We start from the raw sequence: 22,097 nt of genomic DNA on the forward strand, positions 1-22,097 counted from the left end.
GATGGAACAGCGGTTGTCATTTTGGTCCCGGCGTGCAACATCGGATCTCGCCACCAGTTTATGGCTCGCCCTATTTTTTCAATGCATGGCGCGAATTCTGCCCTGATGGAAACGTGGACGACCTACGGTAATTTGGGGTCAGCAAGCCATCCTTTTGGGTTCACCACGCCCCCACTCCGCCGATATTGATGGAAATCAAATGGTCGTCGTGGGGCAATGCGGCTACACGGGCCTTTCTGTTTGCTCCGTTTTTTTGCCAAATGGCATTTTAGACGCCGCTTTCGGGCGACTTCGGGAATGGTCATTCATCACTGGGATGAGCCCAAGCACCAAGCTGACCCATGGCCGCATCTTTGTCACGGTTCGATGCGCCACTTCACCTGCCAGCATTGCCACTACGCGTACATGCAAAATGGACAGATTGATAGATCATTCGGCACGAACGGCATGCTGCAATGCGATCGGCATCGGAGCAACGACGCCAATGGCGAGTCTATTACTCGGCGAGAAACTGCTGACGGCAAGCTCTTGCACGCACCTGGCTCCCCCAATCCAACCAATTTATTTGTCATTCTTTGATCAACCTCGCCGCCGTCGCGCCGCCAGCCACCAGACCTTGCAAAAAGGCCACGCCGGGCGTGGGCATTGCGTTCTTCGATTTTACGCCCTCTATTGATGACGGCAATGAATGTTTCCAGCGTTACGCTCACGTGCAATCCAGGTCCCTGACCGTAGGCGGCGTGATCTCGCCAATTATTCTGTCGGGAATGACTATCTGACCAGATCTACATTGCACGATCCGTGCTGACGAATGCGGCGGGCACAAGTCTGCAATCAAATGCTCTCATGGTCACGCCTAGCATCAGCGCGATCGAACTTTGACGGTGGTTCCCTGGAAATCCGCTATCCCGGGGCAGGTGACGCTTCGTGTTGCCCGTCACTTGCGGTCGGCGGGGGGTCTTGCCGGTGACGATCGAGCCCCCGTGCGGGGATGGATATCCACGATATTCTCTTGTCATTCACGCAGCCTGTAGCGGCTATCGGCGCAATGACTGCGACCGACGCGCATTTAGTCAACTACGACGTGTCGACCTATTCATACGCAGGCACGACGATGGTCGTGCGAATCGCAGGAGTGCCCGACAAAAAACGTGTGACACTGAGGCTGATGGACATAAACGGGACACTCGATGTGGCGGCGCCGATTTGGATTCTTCATTGCCGACGTGAACGGTTCCGGAAAGATTACAGCAGCCGACATTGTCGCCATCAAGCGCAAAGTCGGCGCAAATATCAACGATCAGAATTTCCGTTTTGATATCAATCGGTCTGGGGCGATTAGCGGATGATTTTCGATTGCGAATCGCGTTCCGGACAGTTGCTGGGTCCCTAACAAGAAATATCCAACAACAGGAGGCAGCGGATTATTTTCAGAATGGCTCCTGCTGGTGGCGCCATGTAGAAGGCCATTGGGCAGTTCTTCCAATCAGAAGATGCGGCCATGGACATCAACGAATCCGCTTTCCGCGATGCACGCAAGTCAGTCAACCCACAGCCCTGCGCGTTTGAGAAAGCGTTGCTTGCGCGTTGCTGTCAGTGCGCTCTCGCGCAGCGCATGAACATCGGCGAGCGTGAAGCGGTGGGCTGCACCGATGCCGCGCAGCGGCAAACCTGCCTCGCGTTGCGCGGGCAGTTGCAGCAGAACGCGGCATTTGCGCTGAAATTGACGCATACCCAAGAGCCATTGCCGCACGCCAAGGAAATGAAAATACAATGTGGTGGTCTAAGGGGTTTGCAGAAAGTGTTGTCCGGCGGCGCGGATGGCGGGGAGGCGAGTGACGGGATGGGCGTGAGTGCGCTGGTGCGCCTCGCGCTGGAGCGATACGTTACGTTGGAACGGCTGCCTTATTCCGAGATCATGCAGGCGGTTGCCGCTTTTGAAATCCGTCGGCGTCGGGCGACTTGAGCGACACGGACCGAGGCGGCTGATTCCATGCGCTGCGAGCCCCGGACAGAGCCGCTTCGATCAAGGGCTTTCAGGGAGGGGGCCCCGGCCCCCCCGGGGGCGAACGGCGAATATTTTTGGGCTGGTGAGTTTGTGAGCTGACCGGTCCAGGAGTCCGACTAAATGACCATGCAGAATTTTTCACCGCTGGTGGAAGCAGTGCAGAAAAACTGCCACATTTCCGACGCTCGTCATGCGCGTGACAAGACGCTTTGCACGTACTTGCTCGAAATGCGGGAGTTTTTCCGCTGGGAGTTTGAATATCCGCTCGCCAAGACTCTCTCCAAAGATGAGCTGGGCGACTGGATGACACGCCGCGAAGCATTGTGGGACGAGTTGGAAGAGGCGCCGTTCGAATCGCTGCCGGTAGCCGGCAAGGATTTTGATCCGTTCGATATCGATGCCATTAATTCTGAATTGGTGCCGCAGGGCCTGGTGTATGGCGCCGGCTTCGGGCGTTTTCACAAGCCGCATTTCTTCCTGGGAAAATTGCTGCGCAAGGAACAGCGTGATGGCTTGACCATCGTCGTCAGCGAATGCGAATACGCGCGCGACATCACCGCGTTTCCGGCCGCGATGCAAAATGGGGTCATCTATCTGCGGCAGGAATCACTGCGGCGCTGGCTGCGCGAGAAAATCGAATTGTGGGGGATGAAAAAATCCGGTGGCGCGCTCAAGTCGGCGCTTGATTGCTACGGCCTGCTCGCCGACGAGGAAGCCGCGCTTGACCGAATGCTGGAACACGAAAGCGAGACGGTGATCCTGCACGAAATTGGCGAGGTGGCGGCGGATCGTATTCTGGGAGCGGACTGGCAGGACATGATGACGAGCTTTACCCACAAGCGTGCGGAGATTCTTGCGCGCGCCGTACGGGATAACCTGGCCGATTGCCTGTCCACCTTGCCTGCATTACTGGAGCAGGGGGCCGAGTGTTCGCGGCATTTTTATTTTGCCAATCTGGACGGGATGCGTCGTGCGCTATTTCCTCGCCTGACCGACGCGTATCAGCAATGGCGTGAGGGGGGTGACCTGTCGCTATTGCAGGCGGCGGTCGCCGGCGGGCGTGCACATTGGGCGGCGGTGGGCGGGAAACTGATTGAGGGTTATCGCGCGGCGGGCAGCGACGCGACCAGCATTGACACGATGGAAAGGCTTGAGATCGAGTCAACGCTTTGATTGGATGAGTCGTCGAAATATTCCGAATGAAATGCGGGAGCTGCGTTCATTTCGCCGAATCATCTTTCCCCTTCTTGCGCGTCACCGTACGTGAAATCTTGACCAGCTTGGCGGACGGCGGCTGGTCAGAATAGAAGGGCTTTTGCGGCGTTATGTTCTGGGCCTCGGCCAATTCCTTCTCCCGTATCGAAATCAGGTTGAAACACTCGCGGATATCCTCAATCGTGTCGTCCGAAAGGGGGCTGGCCGTTCCGGGGCGCGGCGCGACTTCGCGCACAATCTTGGCCAATACCTTGCGCATGACGCGCAGGATGCGTTGTTCCATGTTTTGTTGAAGGTCTGAATTTTGCGGGGTCGTGGGCATGATTTTGTCGGCCAATTGATGTATCAGTGGCGGGTGCCAGGCTTGTGAAACGTCACCACGTTCGCGCCCGTCGCGGTCTTTGACCCGCAACCTTGCCCCTCGCCGGCCTGCTGTTCGATCTCGTGCAACAGATTGATCACGTCGACGTAGTGTTTTTCTTTCACCATCATCAAGGCCGTGCGACCGCCGTCATTTTGGGCACGAAAGTCGGCGCCCGCATCCAGCAACACTTGCACCACTCCCGCTTCGCCGTAGCCTGCCGCCAGCATCAGCGGCCGCACGCCATAGGCAATCGGTGCCTCGATATTCGCACCGGCATCGATCAGCGCCTGCACCACATCGGGAAACCCCCGGTCAAGATCGGCGTTGTATACGGCCTTCATCAACGCGCCCCATCCACGCTCGTCAACCGCATTGACGTCCACCCCGGCGGCCAACAGCGCGTTTACCACGTCCAGATTGCCGCTGCCGGCGGCCGTCATCAGTGCGGTGGCGCCGGTGGCGTCACGTGCGTTTCCGTCGGTTCCGCCTTGCAGCAAGCTGGTTACCAGTGCTGCGTTGCCCGCCATGATGGCGTTCATTAGTTGGTCAGTCATATGGTTTCCGTTCAAAGTGATTGGTCTTTCGATCGAAAATATTGCGTGATGCTTATCTCTGGGTTGTTTCAAAAAGGACAAGCGTTTTTGGGCCAAGCCACTGCGGTAACTCGCCGATCACGTCCCGGCATATCGAATCGTAGAACGCCAGTTGGCGGGCTTCTCCGAGCAAAAATGACATGAAAGCCGCGCCAGTTCTAGGGTCTTGGCTGAAAACTCATAAAACTGTCGCCCCGGACTAAATCCGGGGCGACAGAATTGTGGGTTCAAGGTTTCGTGAAGTTCTCGCAAACAAGCGCCATCCTATTCCTCCGGCCCCTGATACATCTCATCCTGTTCCAGCGCACGCCTCGCCGCGGCCTCGGTTTCGATGCGCTGCATACGTTCCATATGCTGCAGGCGCCGCTGCTCCGCGGCTTCCTTTTTCAGCGGGATGGTTTCCTCGCCGAACAGTACTTGCCGCAGAAAGCGGAAACCGAACTGCATCAGTTCATTGTCATCGCACAGGATGTTTTTCATCTCCTCCGCGGGCAGGTCGTAGATCCCGCTGAAGCCCTCGCTCGCGACGAATTGGCTGAAGCGATCGATGTCGTAGCAGACCATGAAGAACAGTTCCAGGCTGCGTTTGGAAGGCTTGCCGATGCTCGGGCCGGATGATTTCTTTTTCAGGATTAACTGGCGCCAGCCGCGCGCAAGATCGTCGTATTCCTCCAGCCCTTGTTCCTTGCGGTAGGCCTCGACGCTGATCTGCCTCGGCTCCTTGTGACCGAGGCAGTGCGATTCTTCAACCAGCGCATAGGACGCGCGATCGGTGGTTTCATCCTGTCTCCGCAGCGACAGCAGCGCGACCGGATAGTAGCGGCAGGCCGTTGGTCGATCTTCGTAAACGCTGCAACCTTCGGGTCGCATGAATTGGCACGCCGTGCCATTTTCGACGGGACGCAGTTTGACGCCGGCGATGCTGCTTTGCTCCATCTCGTACGGCACGGTGTACTTTTTCAGGAATTCGCCGGAGCTGATTTCAAAGCGGCGCTTGAGCCGCAGGATGTCGTAGGGCGTCAAGGAAATGTCGATGTTGCTGCAGCACGCATTCCAGCAGGCAATGCCTTTGCGGCATTGAAACTGGATCACCTTGCTCGCGTCGAAGGTCTGCGGAAGGACCGGGCTGGTGGGGAAGGGCGATTTTTCGGCGAAGTCGCCGTTCGTGGGGGAAGCCATGTTGAATGTCCGTGGTTGGAACGCAGGTTGCCATAAAAAACAGGCCGGACACCTTGCAGTGCCCGGCCCTTGCTACTTTACGCTACCGCGCGTACTCAGTGCGGCGCTGCTGCCTTGAACAGCTTCGACTTGTCGACCAGGTCAACATGCTTGCGCTTGAAGCAGGTCCACTTCTTCGATTTCCGGTCGTAGATCGAGTTGACGAAGCAATGCCAGTTTTTCTCATCGACGAAGTTCTTGTCGGTGCGGTAGTAGAAACCCGGATAACGGGATTCTTCACGGAACTGGATGTGCTTCATGTGGGCTTCCGCCGTGATTATCCGGTGGTAGTTCTCCCACGCGCGCAGCAGTTCGTGCAGGTCCTTGGCACGCATCTTCAACGCGTCTTCCTTGAGCATTTCGAGCTTCTCTTCGGCCACCGCCAACATCTTGTCGTTGGTGTTGTAATACGTGGCGCAGCCCGCGACGTACTCGTCCATGATCTTCTGCAAACGCATTTGCAGCATCTTGGGAACGATGTAGTTCGGGTTCACATCGATTGCGGTGGTGTAGTCCTTGTGCTCCAGGAAGTTACGAACCGGCTTGTAGATTTCCGCGGCGATCTCTTCGACGGGCGTGTCGAATTCCGGCTTCCAGTCCTTGTTGTCGAGCACGTACTGCACCATGGCTTTCGATGCCAGTCGGCCTTCAGCGTGTGAGCCGGACGAGAACTTGTGGCCCGATGCGCCTACCCCGTCGCCGGCGGTGAACAAGCCCTTGACGGTGGTCATCGAGCGATAGCCCCAGTTCCAGCCGCGCGGCAGGTGCGCAGGTACGCCATCGTAATCGCCTTCTTCCGCCGTTGGTGCGCCGAGGTCGGTTGGGCCGGACACCCAGATGCCGCAACAGCCGGAATGCGAGCCGAGCAGATAAGGCTCGGTCGGCATGAGTTCGGACATCTTCTTTTCCGGCTCGATATTTTCACCGACCCAGATGCCGCACTGGCCGATACACATGTCGAGGAAGTCTTCCCACGCTTCGGCTTCGAGATGTTTGACTTCTTTCGGCGACAGCGTTTCGCGCAACTTGGCCAGCGCGGTGACGGTGTCCATGTAGATCGGACCGTGACCATCCTTCATCTCTTTGAGCATGAGGTGGTTGCGCAGGCAGGACGCGGGAACCGCGGCCTGGCCATATGGCGGATAGTCGTTGAGCATTTCCTTGTTCTTGACCATGTAGTCTTCGCCATACGCGTTGACTGCCTTGGCCTTGAACAGCAGGAACCACGCACCGACCGGACCGTAGCCGTCCTTGAAGCGCGCCGGCACGAAGCGGTTTTCCATCATCGTCATTTCCGCGCCGGCCTCGGCGGCCATCGCATAGGTCGAGCCTGCGTTCCATACCGGATACCACGCACGGCCTGCGCCTTCACCCACTGAACGCGGACGGAACAGGTTTACGCAACCACCCGCCGCGAGCATGATGGACTTGGCCTTATACACATGGATCGTGTTGTCGCGCACCGAGAAGCCAACCGCGCCGGCAATGCGTGACGGGTCATTCTTGTCGTTGAGCAGCTTGACGATGAAGATGCGTTCTTCGATGCGCGCAAGCCCCAATGCTTTCTTGGCGGCTTCTGCGACGATCCATTTGTAGGATTCGCCGTTGATCATGATCTGCCACTTGCCCGAACGCACCGGCTTGCCGCCGTCCTTCAGCAGGGGCAGGCCTTCCTTCATCGACTCGGCACCGTCATGACGTACGCCATCGGCATCGGTTTTCCAGATGGGCAGTCCCCACTCTTCGAACAGATGCACCGAATCGTCAACGTTGCGGCCCAGGTCATAGGCCAGGTCGTCGCGCGTGATGCCCATCAGGTCGTTGGAGACCATGCGCGCGTAGTCGGCGGGATCGAGATCCGGGCCGATATAGGTGTTGATGGCCGACAGTCCTTGCGCAACGGCGCCGGAACGGTCCATCGCCGCCTTGTCCACCAGCTTGATTTTAAGTTCCTGGCCGGTCTCGACCTTTACGGCGTCGGCCCAGCGCATGATTTCATACGCGGTGCCGCAGCAGGCCATGCCGCCGCCGATCATCAGAACGTCCAGTTCTTCCTGAACGATTTTGGGATTGCCAAAAGTACCTTCAGACATTTTCTTCTCCAAGTAAAATTTTTCGCGATCGGCTATTTGCGGCGGATCAGTTCTTCAGGCTTGCCGGCACGGTAGCCCCCCATCATCTCCTTGGTGAAGACCCCGGGCGTGCTGAGCTCGGCGACCTTCGGCATGGGCTTGCCGCCGTACGGATCGATCGATCCTTCGGCCGTAGTGCGAATCGGGAATTTGAAGCGCTTCAGCGTGCCGTTGCGGAACTTGATCGTCCACATGATCGAGTCCGAGCCGCGCAGCGGTTGCACCGAGCCGCCCAGCGGCACGATATCGGCGTAGTGGCGTACTTCAATCGCATTTTGCGGACAGATCTTCACGCAGGAATAGCATTCCCAGCATTGCTCGGGTTCCTGGTTCCACGCTTTCATGGGATGACCGGTTTGCGAGCCATCCTTGTCCAACGCCATCAGGTCGTGCGGGCAGATATACATGCAGGCGGTCTTGTCCTGACCCTTGCATCCATCACACTTGTCAGTTCTCACATAGGTGGGCATTTCTCATCTCCTCTTCAGGGGGTTGTCGTTCAGGGTTTCTTGCTAACTTCTTTTTGCATCAAGACCGGCGTAATACTCGCGCAGGATGGCAAGTACTTCTGGCCGGCTGAATTCGGGCGGGACTTCCAGGCCTTCTGAAAGCGATTTTCGCAACTGGGTACCGGAGACCTGCAACCGGTCCGCGTCGGTGTGCGGGCAGGTACGCCCCGAGGCCATTCCGCCACACTTGTAGCACCAGAAGGCGATGTCGATCTTGAGCGGCTGTGTCTGCAACGCGCCAGCAGGTAATTTGTCGAAGATGTAATGCGCATCGAACGGGCCGTAATAACTGCCGACGCCGGCGTGATCGCGTCCGACGATCTGGTGCGAGCAGCCGTAGTTCTGCCGGAACAGGGCATGCAGCAGCGCTTCGCGCGGACCGGCGTAGCGCATGTCGAGCGGGTAGCCGGCTTGCACAACGGTTTTCTTGACGAAGTAGTTTTCGGCCAGCACCGAGATCGCGTGCGTCCGAACTTCGGCGGGAATGTCGCCGGGCTTGAGTGCTCCGAGCAATGAGTGCACCAGCACGCCATCGCACACTTCAATGGCCACCTTGGCGAGGTACTCATGCGAGCGGTGCATGGGGTTCCGCGTCTGGAATGCCGCGATCTTCGACCAACCCAACGAGGTGAACAGGGCCCGGGTTTCCTTCGGTGTCATGAAGAGCGAGCCGTATTTTTCCGGGAAACCGCCGGTGGAAAGCACCTTGACCGGACCGGCGAGATTGACCTCACCTTGCTGCATCACCAGCTTGACGCCGGGATGGTCGAGGTCGGTCGTCAGAAATACCTTTGCGCACTCATGCGCTTTGTCGATGGCATATTTTTCAGTTACGCGCATCGTGGCGAGAATGGTGCCGTCGTCTGGGTCGGTGAGGGCAATCTCGCTACCAACCTTGATTGCCTCCGCGGCCGCTGTGGCCGCCGAGAGGGTGATGGGAATGGGCCAGAACAGACCGTTGGCCATCTTCATGTCATCGCACACGCTTTGCCAGTCGGCATGCGGCATGAATCCCTGTAGCGGCGTGAAACCACCGATACCCAGCATGATGAGATCGCCTTTTTCGCGTGAACTCACGCGTAGCGCGGGCAGCGTGGCGGCGCGTTTGCGTTCGAGCGCGAGTGCGTCACCTTCGAGCAGCAGCGGAAGTACCGCACCGCCACCATGTGGATCAACCAAAGCCATGGCCTTACCCTTTCTTTACTTGTTCGAACCCTTCGCCTGCAGCAATTTGCGGAGATTTCGTATGCGTCAGGAAAATAGCGGACAACTTTGACAAATGAATAAAATCACATCCGTGCGACCGGTTTATTGATGAAGCGCAAACTCATGCGATTGCCTGGTAATAAAGATTTTGCGGATGGTTTGCCTCGGCAAAAAAGAACCATCGTTCGGCAAGCAGCCCAAGGTATTGCACCGCGAACGCAAGCGGCAGCGCGCCAGGCGAATCGGCCCACAACCCGGCTGCCAGCAACAGCACGGGAAGCACAAACACGGTGACGAGAAAAACCCATTTGACCGAGCGCAATACCGCGCGCGACTTGCCGTGGAAAAACTCGCGGGTGTTGAACGATCCTCCCAGGAATCCCATTGATTTCTGGATGATTCGCGGATGCTTGATGCCAATTGCGGTTTGCAGCGTTGACTTGGGCTTGAGGCGATTGTTGCGAATCAGCGAGGCGACACGGCTCGCGAATGCAAGCAGCGTGATGATGAGCGCCCAGGCGGCAAAAAAACGCGTGAGTTCCGGTGCACGCGCTGTCGCGAACGCCGCGGCCAGCGTGAAACCGGAAGCGCCCCCCAGCAGGATGTAATTGGTCACCGTCAGCGGGCTGTGCCATTCGCGCAGGAATGGCAGGCAGGCGTAGATCATGGCGGTGCAGATGAACAACGCAAACGCAAATATCGTACCCGCGACACCCAACAGGACCGTCGCGTCAACCGCAATGTGATCCGGTAGCGTGACCGCGATAGGCTTCCAATCCGTGTAGTGGGCGAGGCCATAAAGGAACACCACGCCCAGGAACGCTGGCAGCACAATGACCTCGCGCGACAGCCATGACGTGCGCCACATCGCCGCTGATCGCCAGGCGCGCTCAGGACGGCCAAGGTGAAGAAATGAACTGCCGAGTCCCAGCACGCCGAGGATCAGCACAATCAGTGCGCCGACGGCGTAGAACGATTGACTGTTCTGCACCGGCAAAAGATTGAACAGCGCATAGGATTGGGCGGTGAACAGCGCCAGAAACAGTCCCTGTGCGGTACCGATCAAGGTGGTGAGAAAAATGACGGAGAAGGCGGGATTCATGGTTGTAGTGCCTACCAGGACGTAATGTCGTCCAGCGACGGTTCGTTCTTTGCCGGCTTCGGCAGCAGGCCGTCAATCTTCAGCGGATTGTCTGTGCGGGCAAGTTCGTCCTCGTGGATCCGCATCGGCGTCTTGCGGCGCGGCAGGTAGTGGTTCGAAGGATGGGTTCCCCATTCCGGCATCAATGCGTAACCGGCGTTCTCGCGGATCGCCAGTGACACGATCGATTCGGGATCGTGGATATCGCCAAACAGGCGCGCGCTGGTCGGGCAGGCCAGTACGCACGCCGGCTTGCGCTCTCGCTCGGGGAGGGCGGTATCGTGGATCCGGTCCACGCATAGCGTGCATTTGGTCATCACCTTGCGCTTTTCATCGACTTCGCGCACGCCATAGGGGCAGGCCCAGGAACAGTACTTGCAGCCGATGCATTTGTCCCCGTCCACCAGCACGATGCCATCTTCCGGTCGCTTGTAGCTCGCGCCCGTCGGGCATACCGGCACGCACGGGGGATCCTCACAGTGAAGGCAGGATTTAGGGAAATGCACTGTCTGTGTATTCGGATACTCACCCACTTCAAATGTCTGCACGCGATTGAAAAACGTGCCGGTCGGGTCGGCATCGTAGGGATTGAAGTCTGCGAGCGGCCCTGCGGTACCGGACGTGTTCCATTGCTTGCAGCTCGTCACGCAGGCGTGGCAGCCTACGCATACGTTCAGATCGATGACCAATGCGAGCTGGGTCATCGCGAGCACTCCAGATCGTCGAGTTGCGTCCCAATGTTTCAGGCTGCGTCATTTTCGTCCACCGCTTCCTGCGAAATAGGCTAGCCAGCTGGGCCGTGTTGCCGGTGTTCCAGGCGGGGCAGGCACGGGCGCAAACTGCGGCCAGGTAACCTTTGCTTCCTCGGCATCCGCTTTGTAGATCCGCACCCGCACGTCGTACCAGGCCGCTTGACCCGTGACCGGATCGGAATTGGACATGGTACCTTCACCGGGCTTGCCGGGAAGTTCTTCGCTGATCAGATGATTGAGCAGGAAGCCGCGTTGCGATTCATTGGCGCCGGGCGCGAGATGCCACGCACCGGCTGCCTTGCCGATAGCATTCCAGGTCCAGACCGTGCCGGGTTCGACCGCTTCGGAATAACTCGCCATGCAACGTACTTTGCCCCACTCTGATTCGATCCACATCCAGCCGCCGTCTTCAATTCCTGCCGAGCGCGCGACACGCGGGTTGACGAACAGATGGTTGTGCGCGTGAATCTGCCGCAACCAGGCATTTTGCGAATCCCACGAGTGGTACATCGCCATTGGGCGTTGGGTTACCGCGTTGAGTGGATATTTCGCGAGGTCGGACTGCTGGGCTTCCAGTGGTTCATAGTAAAACGGCAGCGGATCGAAATAGGTCTCGATGCGTTTCTTCAGATGTTCGGGCGGTTTGCGCGACATGCCCTTGCCTTGCGCGGCCAGGCGAAACTTTTGCAGCACTTCCGAGTAAAGGTGAATCAGAATGGGTTCCGCATAACGCTGGATGCGGTTGCGTTGCGACCATTCGAGATAGCCCTTGTTCCAGTTGCGCATGTACTGGTAGGAAGCAGGAAGCTTGTAGTGATAAACGCAGTTGTTCTGTGCGTACATTTCCCACTGGCGGGGATTGGGTTCGCCGCGCATGAATTTCTCGCCCCCTTTGCCGCGCCAGCCGGCGAGGAAGCCAATGCCCGAACCGGGTTCGGTTTCATAGTTGATGATGAAATCAGGGTAGTCGCGATATTTGCGTTCGCCATTGGGGCGCACGAATGCCGGAAATTTCAGGCGGCTGGCGAGTTCGATCAGCACGTCCTGGAACGGCTTGCACTCGCCGGTGGGTGGCACAACCGGGATGCGTACGGCATCGACCGGTCCGTCAAATTCCGAAATCGGCCGGTCCAGCATCGACATCACGTCGTGGCGTTCGAGATAGGTGGTGTCAGGCAACACCAGATCGGCAAACGCGGTGGTCTCGGACTGGAAGGCGTCGCAGACAACGAGGAACGGGATTTTGTATTCGCCATCCTCGCGCTTGTCGTTGAGCATATCGCGGACGTCGGACGTATTCATCGTCGAATTCCACGCCATGTTCGCCATGAAAAGCATCAGCGTGTCGATCGGGTACGGATCGCCGCGCCAGGCATTGGTGATGACGTTGTGCATCATGCCGTGAACCGAGAGCGGGTATTCCCACGAAAACGCCTTATCGATCCGCACCGGTTTGCCGTCGTCATCCACGAACAGGTCATCCGGCTCGGCCGGCCACCCCATGGCCATGCCATCAAGCGGCGTGTTGGGCTTGATTGCCAGTGGCGTGTTGGGCGTCTTTGCACAGGGTGGGATCGGCCGCGGAAACGGCGCCTTGTGGCGAAATCCGCCTGGGCGGTCGATGGTGCCTAGCAACGTCATCAGTATGGCCAGCGAACGGGTGGTGTGGAAACCGTTCGAATGCGCGGCCAGCCCGCGCATCGCGTGGAACGCGACCGGATTGCCGGTGACGGTGTCGTGCTCCTTGCCCCATGAGTCGGTCCAGGAAATGGGCAACTCGATCTTCTGGTCACGCGCGGTAATCCCCATTTCGTGCGCCAGCCGGCGGATCGCTTCGGCCGGAATGCCGGTGATGCCTGCCGCCCATTCGGGCGTGTAGTCTTCAACGCGTTCCTTGAGGAGTTGGAACGCGGGCTTGACTTCCGTGCCGTCTGATAGCTTGAACTCGCCGAGCAGAAACGGATCGCACCCCTCGGTGTGCGTCACGACCGCGCGGTTGCTCACACGATCCCACCAGAGTTTGTTCTGGGGGTCGAAGCAGCCTTCTTCTTCGGGCACTTCGGTGCGCACGAACATGCCGAATTCGTCGTTGGCGTCGTCCATGTTTACCAACTGCCCGGAGTTTGTGTAACGCACCAGGAATTCGCGGTCGTACAGGCCGAGGGCGATCAGTTCGTGGATCAGTGCAAGCAGCAGGGCGCCGTCGGTGCCGGGCTTGATCGGCAACCATTCATCAGCGATGGCCGAGTAGCCGGTGCGGATTGGATTGATTGAAATGAATCGCCCGCCGTCGCGCTTGAATTTCGAGATCGCGATTTTCATCGGATTGGAATGATGGTCTTCGGCCGTACCCATCATCACGAATAGTTTCGCGCGCTCCAGATCGGGGCCGCCGAACTCCCAGAATGATCCGCCAATGGTGTAGATCATCCCGGCCGCCATATTGACCGAGCAGAAGCCGCCATGCGCGGCGTAATTGGGCGTGCCGAACTGGCGTGCGAACAGCCCCGTCAGCGCCTGCATCTGGTCGCGTCCGGTGAAGAGGGCGAACTTTTTCGGGTCGGTCGCGCGAATTTTGCCTAGACGTTCTTCAAGTGTCTTGAAGGCTTCGTCCCAGCTTATTTCAACGAACTTCCCTTCGCCGCGCTCGCTCCCAGGCGCGCGCTTCAGCGGCTTGGTCAGCCGTGCCGGCGAATATTGCTTCATGATGCCCGACGAACCTTTGGCGCAGATCACTCCCTGGTTGAGGGGATGGTCGGGATTGCCCTCGATATAACGTACTTCGCCGTCGCGCAGGTGCACGCGAATGCCGCAACGGCAGGCACACATATAGCATGTCGTGTTGCGCGTCTGCAGGTCAGGCGCGGTGGCAGTTGTCGCGTCGGTGGAGGATGGCACTGCCATGGTCTTGAATTCCCGGAAGAAAGTGGCGCACGTCCCGGGATTGTCGCCGGAAAATGGCCTGCACTATTAGGCATAAATGCGTCGCCCCGCGTCTATAGCCGGGAGGGAGGATGCTCGAATACCCCATGTGGGTAAGTGGATGTGCGGCAAGGTGTGGCAGGTAATCGTGACCGAGGTAAATCGCGCCCTTTCAGCCATACACAGCCTTTCCACCCATCCGCCCGCCCCGGCACGACTCGCGCCAAACTTGTATCATTGGCGCATTACAATAATTATTGTGTTTGTGCTGCGGAGAAGGCTGAGTCGTGCCTGTTTGGCCTCAGTTTTCCCCCAGAACCGCTGCCCAGGAGGCTGATTGATAGAGGAGCGCGTTGCATCGGTTGGACTTGTCACGCCTGCGGTTGGTGCCGCCCGGGCCGGAATCAGTTCGGGCGCACAATGGGATCAACGGGTTCATTGGGACAATTGGGATAATTTGGATAAGGCGACTGCGGAGAGTGTCGACGAGCAGCTCGAACGCTTCCTGCATGCCATTGTCAAGCTCGCCCATGCGCGTGCCGGCGCGGTGCGCCTCCTGACGGAAGACGAGCAGGCGATGCGGTTGGTCGGTTCAGTCGGCCTTCCGCCTGAATTTGTGGAACGTGAACGCCTGGTACCGGTTGGCTGTGGCGTTTGCGGGTCGGCGCTGCAGCACGCACATGGCGTGGCGGGAGCCGACTCAAAGGAATGCCAGACGCACACCGCCAGTGTTTTCTTTGATGATGACTGTCGAAAGGTATTGGCGCTGCGCCTCGAATACAAAGGCTGGGTGTTCGGTGTGTACAACTTGTTCATGCCCGATGATCGTCCGCTGCCCGCCGATATTCCGGCGCTATTGCGTGTGTTGGGCGAGATGTTCGGCGCGGTCCTGCAAGACGCCCGCCGGCACAATCAGACGGTAGCAAAGAGCGTGATCAGTGAACGCAAGATTATTGCCGGCGAATTGCACGATTCCGTCGTGCAGTCGCTCATGTACATGAAAATGCGCCTGGCCTTGCTGGAAGATGAATTGCAAGCGGTGCCAGCCGGTCGCGCTGCGGGATACCTTGCCGACATTCGCGACGCGCTCGACAATGCCTACACCGATATTCGTGGTCTGCTCACGCATTTCCGCCGCAGCATGGACCCGCGGGGCCTGATGACCACACTGCGCGCGTTGGCGGAATCGCACCAGACCCGCACGGGCGTCGCACTCATTATCGACAATCGCGCTGGCGAACTGTTGCTTGGCGCGGAGCAGGAATTGCAGGTCTTCCTGATCGTGCAGGAGGCGCTCGCAAACGTTGTCCGGCACGCGCACGCCAAAACTGCTTCTATCCTCGTCGAGCGCCACGCGCAGGCGCTGCATATCGCGGTGGATGACGATGGCACGGGAGTCCACACCGACGGCGCGCCGGAACACTATGGCCTGAACATCATGCAGGAACGAGCCGCGCAAATTGGCGGGGAATTGACCCTCTCCGCGCGTGCGGGAGGCGGCACGCGTGTGCTCTTGCAGGTTCCGCTGAAGAGGGGTACGCCATGAGCGACGTCATTCGCGTTGTTCTGGTCGACGATCATGCGCTGTGCCGGTCGGCCCTTTCTGATTTGTTGGAGCGGCGCGGCGGTATGCAGGTGATCGGGCGTACCGGCAATCCCGAGGAAGCGATTCGGCTGGCACGCGATGAAAAACCCGACCTGATGGTGATGGATTTGCGCATGCCGGAATCGGACGGCCTGGTCATCCTTGCCCGCCTGCGCGACCTGGCAATACCAACGCCGGTGATCATTCTCACGGTCAGTGACGCCGAGGAGGATATCTGGGCGGCACTGCGCGCCGGTGCGCGGGGTTACCTGCTCAAGGACATGGAACTTGACGATGTCGTCGAGGCCATCCAGCGTGCCGCGCGCGGCGAACTGGTGGTCGCTCCGGCGATGACGCTCAAACTCGCGCACATGCTGCAGTCAGGGCAGCGGGACTCCGCGCGCGCGGATCCATTTGCTTCGCTGACCGAGCGTGAACGCGAAATCCTGGCCCACCTCTCGCGCGGTGAAACCAACAAGGCCATCGCGCGCGTACTCAATATCAGCCACGATACGGTCAAGCTTCACGTGCGCCATATTCTCTCCAAGCTGAATCTGACATCGCGAGTTGAAGCGGCGGTGTTCGCGATCGAGCATCGCACCACGACACCGGGACGCTAAGCGGGGAGGACGTTTTCCCTGAGGGTTACGCCATGACTGGCCGTTTCTTGCGCCCTTTGTCATTCGAGGCCATCGGGCGAAGGACAATTGCCGGGTAGCCTTCGGTAGTTGAAAACTCTAGCATCGGCGCGGCTTCCATGATATTTTCGGCCTGGAAGCCTCGCCAGTGCTAGACTTTTTCTGGCGCGTACCGGGTCCAGGCAGATATTCACGCTATCCCGCGCTCTCGGGGTGGTACCACGCAAGCCGGTCGTGCAATTGCACCACATCACCGACGATGGTCAGCGTTGGTGCAGTGATCGTCACGGCGGCAGCACGTGCCGGCATGGTGGCAAGTGTTGCGGTGAGCGCTTTCTGGCGTACCGTGGTGCCGCGTTCCACCAGCGCAATCGGTGTCTCCGGCGACATGCCGTGGGCGATCAGTTGCCGGCAAATTTCGTCAATCGCGCCGAGCCCCATGTAGATCACCACCGTTTGGCGGGTGCGCGCCAGCGCCTGCCAGTCGAGATCGGTGCTGCCATCCTTGAGGTGGCCGGTGACGAACATAACGGATTGCGCGTGGTCGCGGTGGGTGAGGGGGATGCCCGCGTAGCAGGAGATGCCGCACGCGGCCGTGATGCCTGGCACCACTTCAAAAGCAATCCCGCGCGCGGCCAGCGCTTCCATTTCCTCGCCGCCGCGGCCAAAGATGAAGGGATCACCGCCCTTGAGGCGCACCACCACGCGATATTCGCGCGCGAGGTCGACCAGCAGCGCGTTGATATCCTGTTGCGGCATGCTGTGATTGGCGCGCTGCTTCCCTGCATAAATGCGCCGGGCGCCGGGTGCCACGCGCGCCATCACTTCCGGCGAGACCAGCGCGTCGTAAACAACGACCTCTGCCTCATTCAACAGTCGCGCGGCGCGCAGCGTCAGTAATTCGGGATCGCCGGGTCCCGCGCCGACCAGATATACGGTTCCAGTTTTTTTCGTGTCCGTCATGGATTCGCCATCACCGTTACGCGTTTGATCGTCCCGAACATCCGCCACCACAGCCACCGCCGCCGCAACCGCCGGTTGATTTGGGTGCAGGCGCAGGTGCAGGTATAGATGTAGCTGAAGCTGCAGGCGCAGATGCGCTTGGCACGAAGATGAAATTGAACTCGCCCGGTGTCAGCTCCACATAATCGAGCTCAATATCGGCGAGCAGCGCCGCGCTGTGCCTGGAAATTACCACGCGCACACCTTCCACGGAAAGCGCGGTGTCGTTCTCGTGTTCATCATCGAATCCCATAACGTATTCGATCTCGCCATCCGATCCCTGTTTGGCGGCGACGCGCAACGCCATCTCTGCCGCGTTGGATGCGAGGGCAGCGCTGTGAATTTGTGTTGCGGCTTGCGGTGTCAGTCTGAACATGTCGGCCTCTTTGTGTCGTTTACGGTGTTGGTGTCGACGATCAATGTTCGCCCTTGGTTTTCATCAGTCCGGCGAGGCGGTTGCCTTGCTTCTGCGGTCCGCCAACGGGAAACATTTGATGCAGATGGTGATTGTTGCCGCGCTCCGGCCCCCAGCGCGCGTTGAACTCGCGAATCATTACACGGACCTGCGCTTGTGCGCCATGCTCGTGCCAGTATTGTCGCAAAAAGCGAATCACTTCCCAGTGCGCGGGGGTCAGCGTCAATCCTTCTTCGCGTGCGAGCGCATCAGCGAACGCCTCCGACCAGGTGTCGAGGTTACGCAAATAACCTTCCGCGTCGGTTTCAATCATTTGGTCGCCGACACGCACCGCGCGGCAAACCCATTCGGCATGACTATGCGCACGCATGCGCGACCTTGCCGCCAATCTCCACGCCTGGTGGCGCGTTCAAATTGGCGCGCATTGTGTCCCGGGAGAGTGTCTTTTGGCGTACAAAAGCAACGAATGGCTGTACCCAGTTATCCACGCCGCGCAAGTGCGCGTACGACGCGACGAGGTTGTCGATGACGATACCGTCGCGCTGGCCGTCAATGCCATGTCCGCGCATTACCTTCCACCCAAAGCATGTGCTGGCCGGGAGGTTTTCCAGGCTGGAATAGTGGAATTCGTGGCCGCGCACGGTTGCCGGCATGGCGGCGCTCCACGGCAGATTTCCGGTCGGCGCAAGTTGCACGTAGCCACGTCCCACCGGGCGATCGTGCATGACGGCATCGCCGGGTATGACGCCAGCCATTTCACAGGTGCGGCCTTTCCAGGTCAGCGTTTTTGCAAGGTACATCAGGCCGCCGCACTCCGCGTACGTCGGCAGACCCGCGTGGATGGCGTCGGCAATCGCCCGACGCAAGTCGATGTTGGCTTCCAGTTCGGCCATGAACACCTCGGGAAAGCCACCGCCAATGACAAGGCCATCGAGCGCCGGCAGCGAGCGTTGGCGCAGCGTGTCGATCGGTACCAGCGTTGCCCCGGCGTCCTCGAGCGCCGCAAGATCTTCCGCGTAGTAAAAGCCGAACGCCTTGTCATGCGCAACACCGATACGCAACGGCCGATCAGCATGGCTGCGCGGTTCTGCGGGCTTGATGTCCGGCAAGTCCAGCGGCGGTGCGGATGCCGCGATGGAGAGGATACGTTCAAGATCAACCTGTGCCGAGATGATCTCACCTATCTGATCAATTTTTCTTGTCGCGTCATCGAGTTCGCCGCTCGGCATCAGGCCCAGGTGACGCTCATCGACCGCAAGCAGCTCGTCGCGCTGTACCGCGCCGACAACAGGTAAGTCCGTGTAGTGCTCGATCACCGCACGCAGCTTGGACTCATGGCGTGCGCCGCCAAGGTTATTGAGAATCACACCGGCAATGTTGAGATTGCGGTCGAACGCCTGATAGCCGAGAAGCAGTGGCGCGATGCCACGCGTCATGCCACGCGCATCAATAACCAATATCACCGGCAATCCCAAGGCGTGCGCGACTGCGGCGTTACTGTTACTGCCGTCGAGGTCGAGTCCGTCGTAGAGCCCCTTGTTGCCCTCGACGATGCACACGTCCGCACCGATCGCGTGTCTCGCGAATGACGCAATCATGGTTGCTTCACCCGACAGGTACGGGTCGAGGTTATGACAGTCGCGTCGGCTCGCGGCTGTCAGCCACATGGGGTCGATGTAGTCCGGCCCCTTTTTGAACGGCTGCACGCGATGCCCGCGCGCGAATAGCGCGGCACATAGGCCTATCGTGACGGTGGTCTTGCCCGACGACTTGTGTGACGCCGAAACCAATATGCGCGGGGTGCTCATTGCGATCGTTGCCCATCAAGCGCGTTTTCGCGCTGCAAGCCCGGAATGCATTTGCATTCTGAAAATGGAATCTTCTGACTCATCAGTGCCAACGGTACAACTTGCGTTATTCAGCCGGCAAGCGGTACGGAGCAAACCTGAACAGGCGAAGGCCGACGGTGAGGATGCTGATAGCGAAGGCAACACCACCCAGGCCGAGCAGCAATTCAAACACGCTGGGTTGGTAGAAGTGAACAACACCATCGAAGAAACTGCTCGACTCGATGTGGCCGGGAAACAGCGGCTGCGGATATGCCTGACCGCCGATGATGGTGACGTACATCTGTGCGAGACCGCCGAGAACCACCAGGGCGGCGGCCACCAGCGTGGCGCGCGCCGATTCGCGCATACGCGGCAGCGTGAGCAGCGCAATCGGGAGCACGCCGCCGAGGATGACCTGGCCCAACCAGAACATTGCGGTTATCACGCCACCATCGAGCAGGATGAAGCGCACCACGCCGTGATGTTTCGTCATGTACAGGTTGGTCAAATGCAGAACCGCAACGAACCAGAGTCCGGCAACGATAAATGTGACCAGCAGGCCGCGCAGACGCGAGAGCATCGCCGGTGGCACCGTTTCCCCCGTGGCGCGCACGACGGCAGCGAGCACGATAAAAATATTGCCGTGCCATACGCCAGCGAAAGCGTGATGAACAGTGGCGCGTACAGCGCGGAATCGTAGGCTTCGCGCGCGACCAGAAAGCCGAAGATGGACCCGGTGCAGGTGGTGAGCATGATCCGCCAGCCGAATGCCAGAAAACCCGCCGGCCTGTTCCACGCCGCGCCCTCGCGCACCAGCGAAGTCCAAAGATAGGCGGCGATTATCGCCATGAATCCGGTATACAGGAACATGTTCCAGGCGAAGATCGACTTGAAATTGAAGTGAGTCATGGCAATGATCATGCGATCCGGCCGGCCCAGGTCGAGAAGCAGAATAATCAGGCCGCCCAGCAGCAGCGCCAACGCCAGCAGCGCGGAGAGCGGCGCGTACGGTTTGTATTCGCTCTTGCCGAATACCGAGCCAATCGATGCCACGTTGAGCGCACCCGAAGCGGCGACGATCAGAAACACCGCGAACACATGCGGAATGCCCCATACAAACTGGTTGTTCATGCCGGTGATAATGTGGCCGTGGTGCTCCATGTTGAAGAACGCCCACGCGCCACCGGCCAGCAGCACGCCGAGAACAGCGAGCAAACCGGTAAGCCGCGGGCCTGTCGACTCAACTTGTTGGAAGGACAGCTTCATGGTCAGAGGCCCTCGTAGCGCACGCCGGTATTGAGGTGCAGGTCAGCGCGCACCTGGTGCGTGGCGACGCTGGCGATTCGGCGGGAAATTTCGCTGTTCGGATCATTGAGGTTGCCGAACAGGATCGCCTCATGCCCCGCCGCCTTGCATGCCTCGACGCATGCCGGCTTCTGATCCCGGTCGATTCGATGCACGCACATGGTGCAGCCCTCAACGCAACCTTTGCCGCGCGGCACATCTGGCTTCTGGTTGGTCAAAGGCTCATGCACGAATGACCGCGCTTTGTACGGACACGCCAATACGCAATAACGGCAACCGATGCAGATGTGCCGATCGACCAGCACGATACCGTCAGCGCGTTTGAATGAGGCGCCGGTTGGACACACATCGACGCACGGCGGGTCGGCGCAGTGCTGGCACATCATCGGCATCGACGTCGTGTGACCGCTTTGCAAATTTTTGATATCGAACTTGCGAATCCACTGCGAATCGGTTTCGCTCTTTCCGCCGGAAAGTCCGTTCTCCGTATTGCACGCGGTCACGCAATCGGTGCAACCACTGGCGCATTTGCGAGTGTCGATCAGCATGCCCCAGCGCACGGACTTGCTAGCCGCCTGGTCAAGCGGTTTGGCGGAGGCGATTTCGATCAGGCGAATGCCAGGCGCGATCATGACGCCGGCGATCGCGCTCGCGGTGATGCCAATGAACCCGCGACGGCTCATGTTCTTTTCGCCGTTCGTGCTGACATCATTGGCGTCAGGCGTGATCAGAATGTTTGGTTCATTGCGCGATTCGGGAGCATTCATTGCTTGCCTCCGTTTGCGGCGGTTGCAGATGATGCAGGGGTGGAAGCTGGCTGCGAACCCCTGGATGCGGCCCCCGGCGTGGCGCTGTGACATTCAAAGCAGTCGAGGGTGACGCCCGCATAGGCGTGACAGCTTTGGCAGAAGTTATCTGCACCGGCGACGACACTGTTGGTCTTCTTGCTGGCGTGGCAATTGATGCAGCCGACAAGGCTAAACCTGGGCGTACGGATGCCGTGGTGCATGGTGTCGTCGCGCTGGTGCTTCAGGAGATCCATGTGGTTCTTGCGCATAAACGCCGGATCCGCCACACAAGCCGTGCCGTCTGCCTTTTCGATCACGGGGCGCGGGATGCGACCGGGCGTATTCGGCACTTCCGTGGCAATCGCCTGACCCGTAAACATTGCAGCGAGCAGCAACGCTGCCAGCGCGGCAACCGCAAAGCGCAAGTCGCGCACCCAGACGCCAGACCGCATCATCGCGCCGTTGTTTGTCACGG

21 protein-coding genes and 1 pseudogene are annotated in these 22,097 nt (G+C 59.2%); 6 read left to right on the forward strand and 16 right to left on the reverse strand.

Features of this window, described 5'->3' with window-relative positions:
- Positions 1–575 precede the first annotated feature (575 nt).
- The 4 genes from IPP88_17775 to IPP88_17790 all read left to right on the forward strand — a co-directional run bounded on the left by IPP88_17775 (position 576) and on the right by IPP88_17790 (position 3,181).
- Positions 576–779 (forward strand): hypothetical protein, encoded by a 204-nt coding sequence (locus IPP88_17775; protein ID MBL0124493.1) that lies wholly within the window; start codon positions 576–578, stop codon positions 777–779.
- A 411-nt stretch (positions 780–1,190) separates the two neighbouring features.
- Positions 1,191–1,349, forward strand: a complete 159-nt coding sequence (locus IPP88_17780) for a hypothetical protein (GenBank protein ID MBL0124494.1) — start codon at positions 1,191–1,193, stop codon at positions 1,347–1,349.
- 152 nt (positions 1,350–1,501) lie between these two features.
- Positions 1,502–1,966 carry a hypothetical protein gene (locus IPP88_17785; protein MBL0124495.1) on the forward strand — a complete coding sequence of 155 codons (465 nt, stop codon included), beginning with the start codon at positions 1,502–1,504 and terminating at the stop codon, positions 1,964–1,966.
- Positions 1,967–2,134: 168 nt separating this feature from the next.
- On the forward strand, positions 2,135–3,181 hold the full coding sequence (locus IPP88_17790) for a hypothetical protein (protein MBL0124496.1): 1,047 nt from the start codon (positions 2,135–2,137) through the stop codon (positions 3,179–3,181).
- Between the two features lie 46 nt (positions 3,182–3,227).
- Here IPP88_17790 and IPP88_17795 read toward each other — a convergent pair whose 3' ends face one another.
- From IPP88_17795 to IPP88_17835, 9 genes are all read right to left on the reverse strand, one after another.
- Positions 3,228–3,545, reverse strand: a complete 318-nt coding sequence (locus IPP88_17795; GenBank protein ID MBL0124497.1) for a segregation and condensation protein A — start codon at positions 3,543–3,545, stop codon at positions 3,228–3,230.
- Positions 3,546–3,568: 23 nt separating this feature from the next.
- On the reverse strand, positions 3,569–4,141 hold the full coding sequence (locus IPP88_17800) for an ankyrin repeat domain-containing protein (protein MBL0124498.1): 573 nt from the start codon (positions 4,139–4,141) through the stop codon (positions 3,569–3,571).
- 303 nt (positions 4,142–4,444) lie between these two features.
- A complete protein-coding gene (locus IPP88_17805) occupies positions 4,445–5,359 on the reverse strand; it encodes a YkgJ family cysteine cluster protein (protein ID MBL0124499.1) in 915 nt (304 codons plus the stop codon).
- A 95-nt stretch (positions 5,360–5,454) separates the two neighbouring features.
- Positions 5,455–7,491 (reverse strand): adenylyl-sulfate reductase subunit alpha, encoded by a 2,037-nt coding sequence (locus IPP88_17810; GenBank protein ID MBL0124500.1) that lies wholly within the window; start codon positions 7,489–7,491, stop codon positions 5,455–5,457.
- A gap of 32 nt (positions 7,492–7,523) precedes the next feature.
- Complete coding sequence (gene aprB / locus IPP88_17815; protein ID MBL0124501.1) at positions 7,524–8,000, reverse strand: adenylyl-sulfate reductase subunit beta; 477 nt, start codon at positions 7,998–8,000, stop codon at positions 7,524–7,526.
- Between the two features lie 42 nt (positions 8,001–8,042).
- Positions 8,043–9,224 carry a sulfate adenylyltransferase gene (gene sat, locus IPP88_17820; protein ID MBL0124502.1) on the reverse strand — a complete coding sequence of 394 codons (1,182 nt, stop codon included), beginning with the start codon at positions 9,222–9,224 and terminating at the stop codon, positions 8,043–8,045.
- 142 nt (positions 9,225–9,366) lie between these two features.
- Complete coding sequence (locus IPP88_17825) at positions 9,367–10,347, reverse strand: dimethyl sulfoxide reductase anchor subunit (protein ID MBL0124503.1); 981 nt, start codon at positions 10,345–10,347, stop codon at positions 9,367–9,369.
- 11 nt (positions 10,348–10,358) lie between these two features.
- Positions 10,359–11,090, reverse strand: coding sequence for a 4Fe-4S dicluster domain-containing protein (locus IPP88_17830; GenBank protein ID MBL0124504.1), 732 nt, complete (start codon positions 11,088–11,090; stop codon positions 10,359–10,361).
- A gap of 48 nt (positions 11,091–11,138) precedes the next feature.
- Entirely contained in the window at positions 11,139–14,042 is a 2,904-nt protein-coding gene (locus IPP88_17835) for a molybdopterin oxidoreductase family protein (protein ID MBL0124505.1), read from the reverse strand.
- Between the two features lie 475 nt (positions 14,043–14,517).
- On the opposite strand from IPP88_17835, the gene IPP88_17840 reads away from it, so the two are divergent.
- Both IPP88_17840 and IPP88_17845 read left to right on the forward strand, forming a co-directional pair.
- Positions 14,518–15,606: a histidine kinase gene (locus IPP88_17840; GenBank protein ID MBL0124506.1), complete on the forward strand. Its 1,089-nt coding sequence runs from the start codon at positions 14,518–14,520 to the stop codon at positions 15,604–15,606.
- Complete coding sequence (locus tag IPP88_17845) at positions 15,603–16,265, forward strand: response regulator (protein MBL0124507.1); 663 nt, start codon at positions 15,603–15,605, stop codon at positions 16,263–16,265. The genes IPP88_17840 and IPP88_17845 overlap by 4 nt, the downstream gene beginning before the upstream one ends.
- 213 nt (positions 16,266–16,478) lie before the next feature.
- On the opposite strand, the gene cobA is transcribed toward IPP88_17845, so the two are convergent.
- The 7 genes and pseudogenes from cobA to IPP88_17880 form a co-directional block, all read right to left on the reverse strand.
- Complete coding sequence (gene cobA / locus IPP88_17850; protein ID MBL0124508.1) at positions 16,479–17,246, reverse strand: uroporphyrinogen-III C-methyltransferase; 768 nt, start codon at positions 17,244–17,246, stop codon at positions 16,479–16,481.
- 16 nt (positions 17,247–17,262) lie between these two features.
- Entirely contained in the window at positions 17,263–17,661 is a 399-nt protein-coding gene (locus IPP88_17855) for an iron-sulfur cluster assembly accessory protein (GenBank protein ID MBL0124509.1), read from the reverse strand.
- A gap of 40 nt (positions 17,662–17,701) precedes the next feature.
- Positions 17,702–18,070 carry a TusE/DsrC/DsvC family sulfur relay protein gene (locus IPP88_17860; GenBank protein ID MBL0124510.1) on the reverse strand — a complete coding sequence of 123 codons (369 nt, stop codon included), beginning with the start codon at positions 18,068–18,070 and terminating at the stop codon, positions 17,702–17,704.
- Positions 18,057–19,508, reverse strand: coding sequence for a cobyrinate a,c-diamide synthase (locus IPP88_17865; GenBank protein MBL0124511.1), 1,452 nt, complete (start codon positions 19,506–19,508; stop codon positions 18,057–18,059). Before IPP88_17865 ends, IPP88_17860 begins: the two co-directional genes overlap by 14 nt.
- 106 nt (positions 19,509–19,614) lie before the next feature.
- Positions 19,615–20,795: pseudogene (gene nrfD / locus IPP88_17870) on the reverse strand (polysulfide reductase NrfD).
- A gap of 2 nt (positions 20,796–20,797) precedes the next feature.
- A complete protein-coding gene (locus IPP88_17875) occupies positions 20,798–21,517 on the reverse strand; it encodes a 4Fe-4S dicluster domain-containing protein (GenBank protein MBL0124512.1) in 720 nt (239 codons plus the stop codon).
- Positions 21,518–21,597: 80 nt separating this feature from the next.
- Complete coding sequence (locus IPP88_17880) at positions 21,598–22,095, reverse strand: hypothetical protein (GenBank protein ID MBL0124513.1); 498 nt, start codon at positions 22,093–22,095, stop codon at positions 21,598–21,600.
- Positions 22,096–22,097: the final 2 nt, after the last annotated feature.

It is taken from the genome of Betaproteobacteria bacterium (assembly GCA_016720925.1).
Taxonomy (GTDB): domain Bacteria; phylum Pseudomonadota; class Gammaproteobacteria; order Burkholderiales; family Usitatibacteraceae; genus UKL13-2.

Coding starts and splice junctions, on each gene's coding strand:
- IPP88_17875 (MBL0124512.1), bottom strand. CDS start 21,517: ATGAGCCGTCGCGGGTTCATTGGCATCACCGCGAGCGCGATCGCCGGC.
- IPP88_17860 (MBL0124510.1), bottom strand. CDS start 18,070: ATGCGTGCGCATAGTCATGCCGAATGGGTTTGCCGCGCGGTGCGTGTC.
- IPP88_17810 (MBL0124500.1), bottom strand. CDS start 7,491: ATGTCTGAAGGTACTTTTGGCAATCCCAAAATCGTTCAGGAAGAACTG.
- IPP88_17795 (MBL0124497.1), bottom strand. CDS start 3,545: ATGCCCACGACCCCGCAAAATTCAGACCTTCAACAAAACATGGAACAA.
- IPP88_17825 (MBL0124503.1), bottom strand. CDS start 10,347: ATGAATCCCGCCTTCTCCGTCATTTTTCTCACCACCTTGATCGGTACC.
- cobA (MBL0124508.1), bottom strand. CDS start 17,246: ATGACGGACACGAAAAAAACTGGAACCGTATATCTGGTCGGCGCGGGA.
- IPP88_17845 (MBL0124507.1), top strand. CDS start 15,603: ATGAGCGACGTCATTCGCGTTGTTCTGGTCGACGATCATGCGCTGTGC.
- IPP88_17855 (MBL0124509.1), bottom strand. CDS start 17,661: ATGTTCAGACTGACACCGCAAGCCGCAACACAAATTCACAGCGCTGCC.
- aprB (MBL0124501.1), bottom strand. CDS start 8,000: ATGCCCACCTATGTGAGAACTGACAAGTGTGATGGATGCAAGGGTCAG.
- IPP88_17790 (MBL0124496.1), top strand. CDS start 2,135: ATGCAGAATTTTTCACCGCTGGTGGAAGCAGTGCAGAAAAACTGCCAC.
- IPP88_17835 (MBL0124505.1), bottom strand. CDS start 14,042: ATGGCAGTGCCATCCTCCACCGACGCGACAACTGCCACCGCGCCTGAC.
- IPP88_17805 (MBL0124499.1), bottom strand. CDS start 5,359: ATGGCTTCCCCCACGAACGGCGACTTCGCCGAAAAATCGCCCTTCCCC.
- IPP88_17785 (MBL0124495.1), top strand. CDS start 1,502: ATGGACATCAACGAATCCGCTTTCCGCGATGCACGCAAGTCAGTCAAC.
- sat (MBL0124502.1), bottom strand. CDS start 9,224: ATGGCTTTGGTTGATCCACATGGTGGCGGTGCGGTACTTCCGCTGCTG.
- IPP88_17780 (MBL0124494.1), top strand. CDS start 1,191: ATGTGGCGGCGCCGATTTGGATTCTTCATTGCCGACGTGAACGGTTCC.
- IPP88_17830 (MBL0124504.1), bottom strand. CDS start 11,090: ATGACCCAGCTCGCATTGGTCATCGATCTGAACGTATGCGTAGGCTGC.
- IPP88_17865 (MBL0124511.1), bottom strand. CDS start 19,508: ATGAGCACCCCGCGCATATTGGTTTCGGCGTCACACAAGTCGTCGGGC.
- IPP88_17800 (MBL0124498.1), bottom strand. CDS start 4,141: ATGACTGACCAACTAATGAACGCCATCATGGCGGGCAACGCAGCACTG.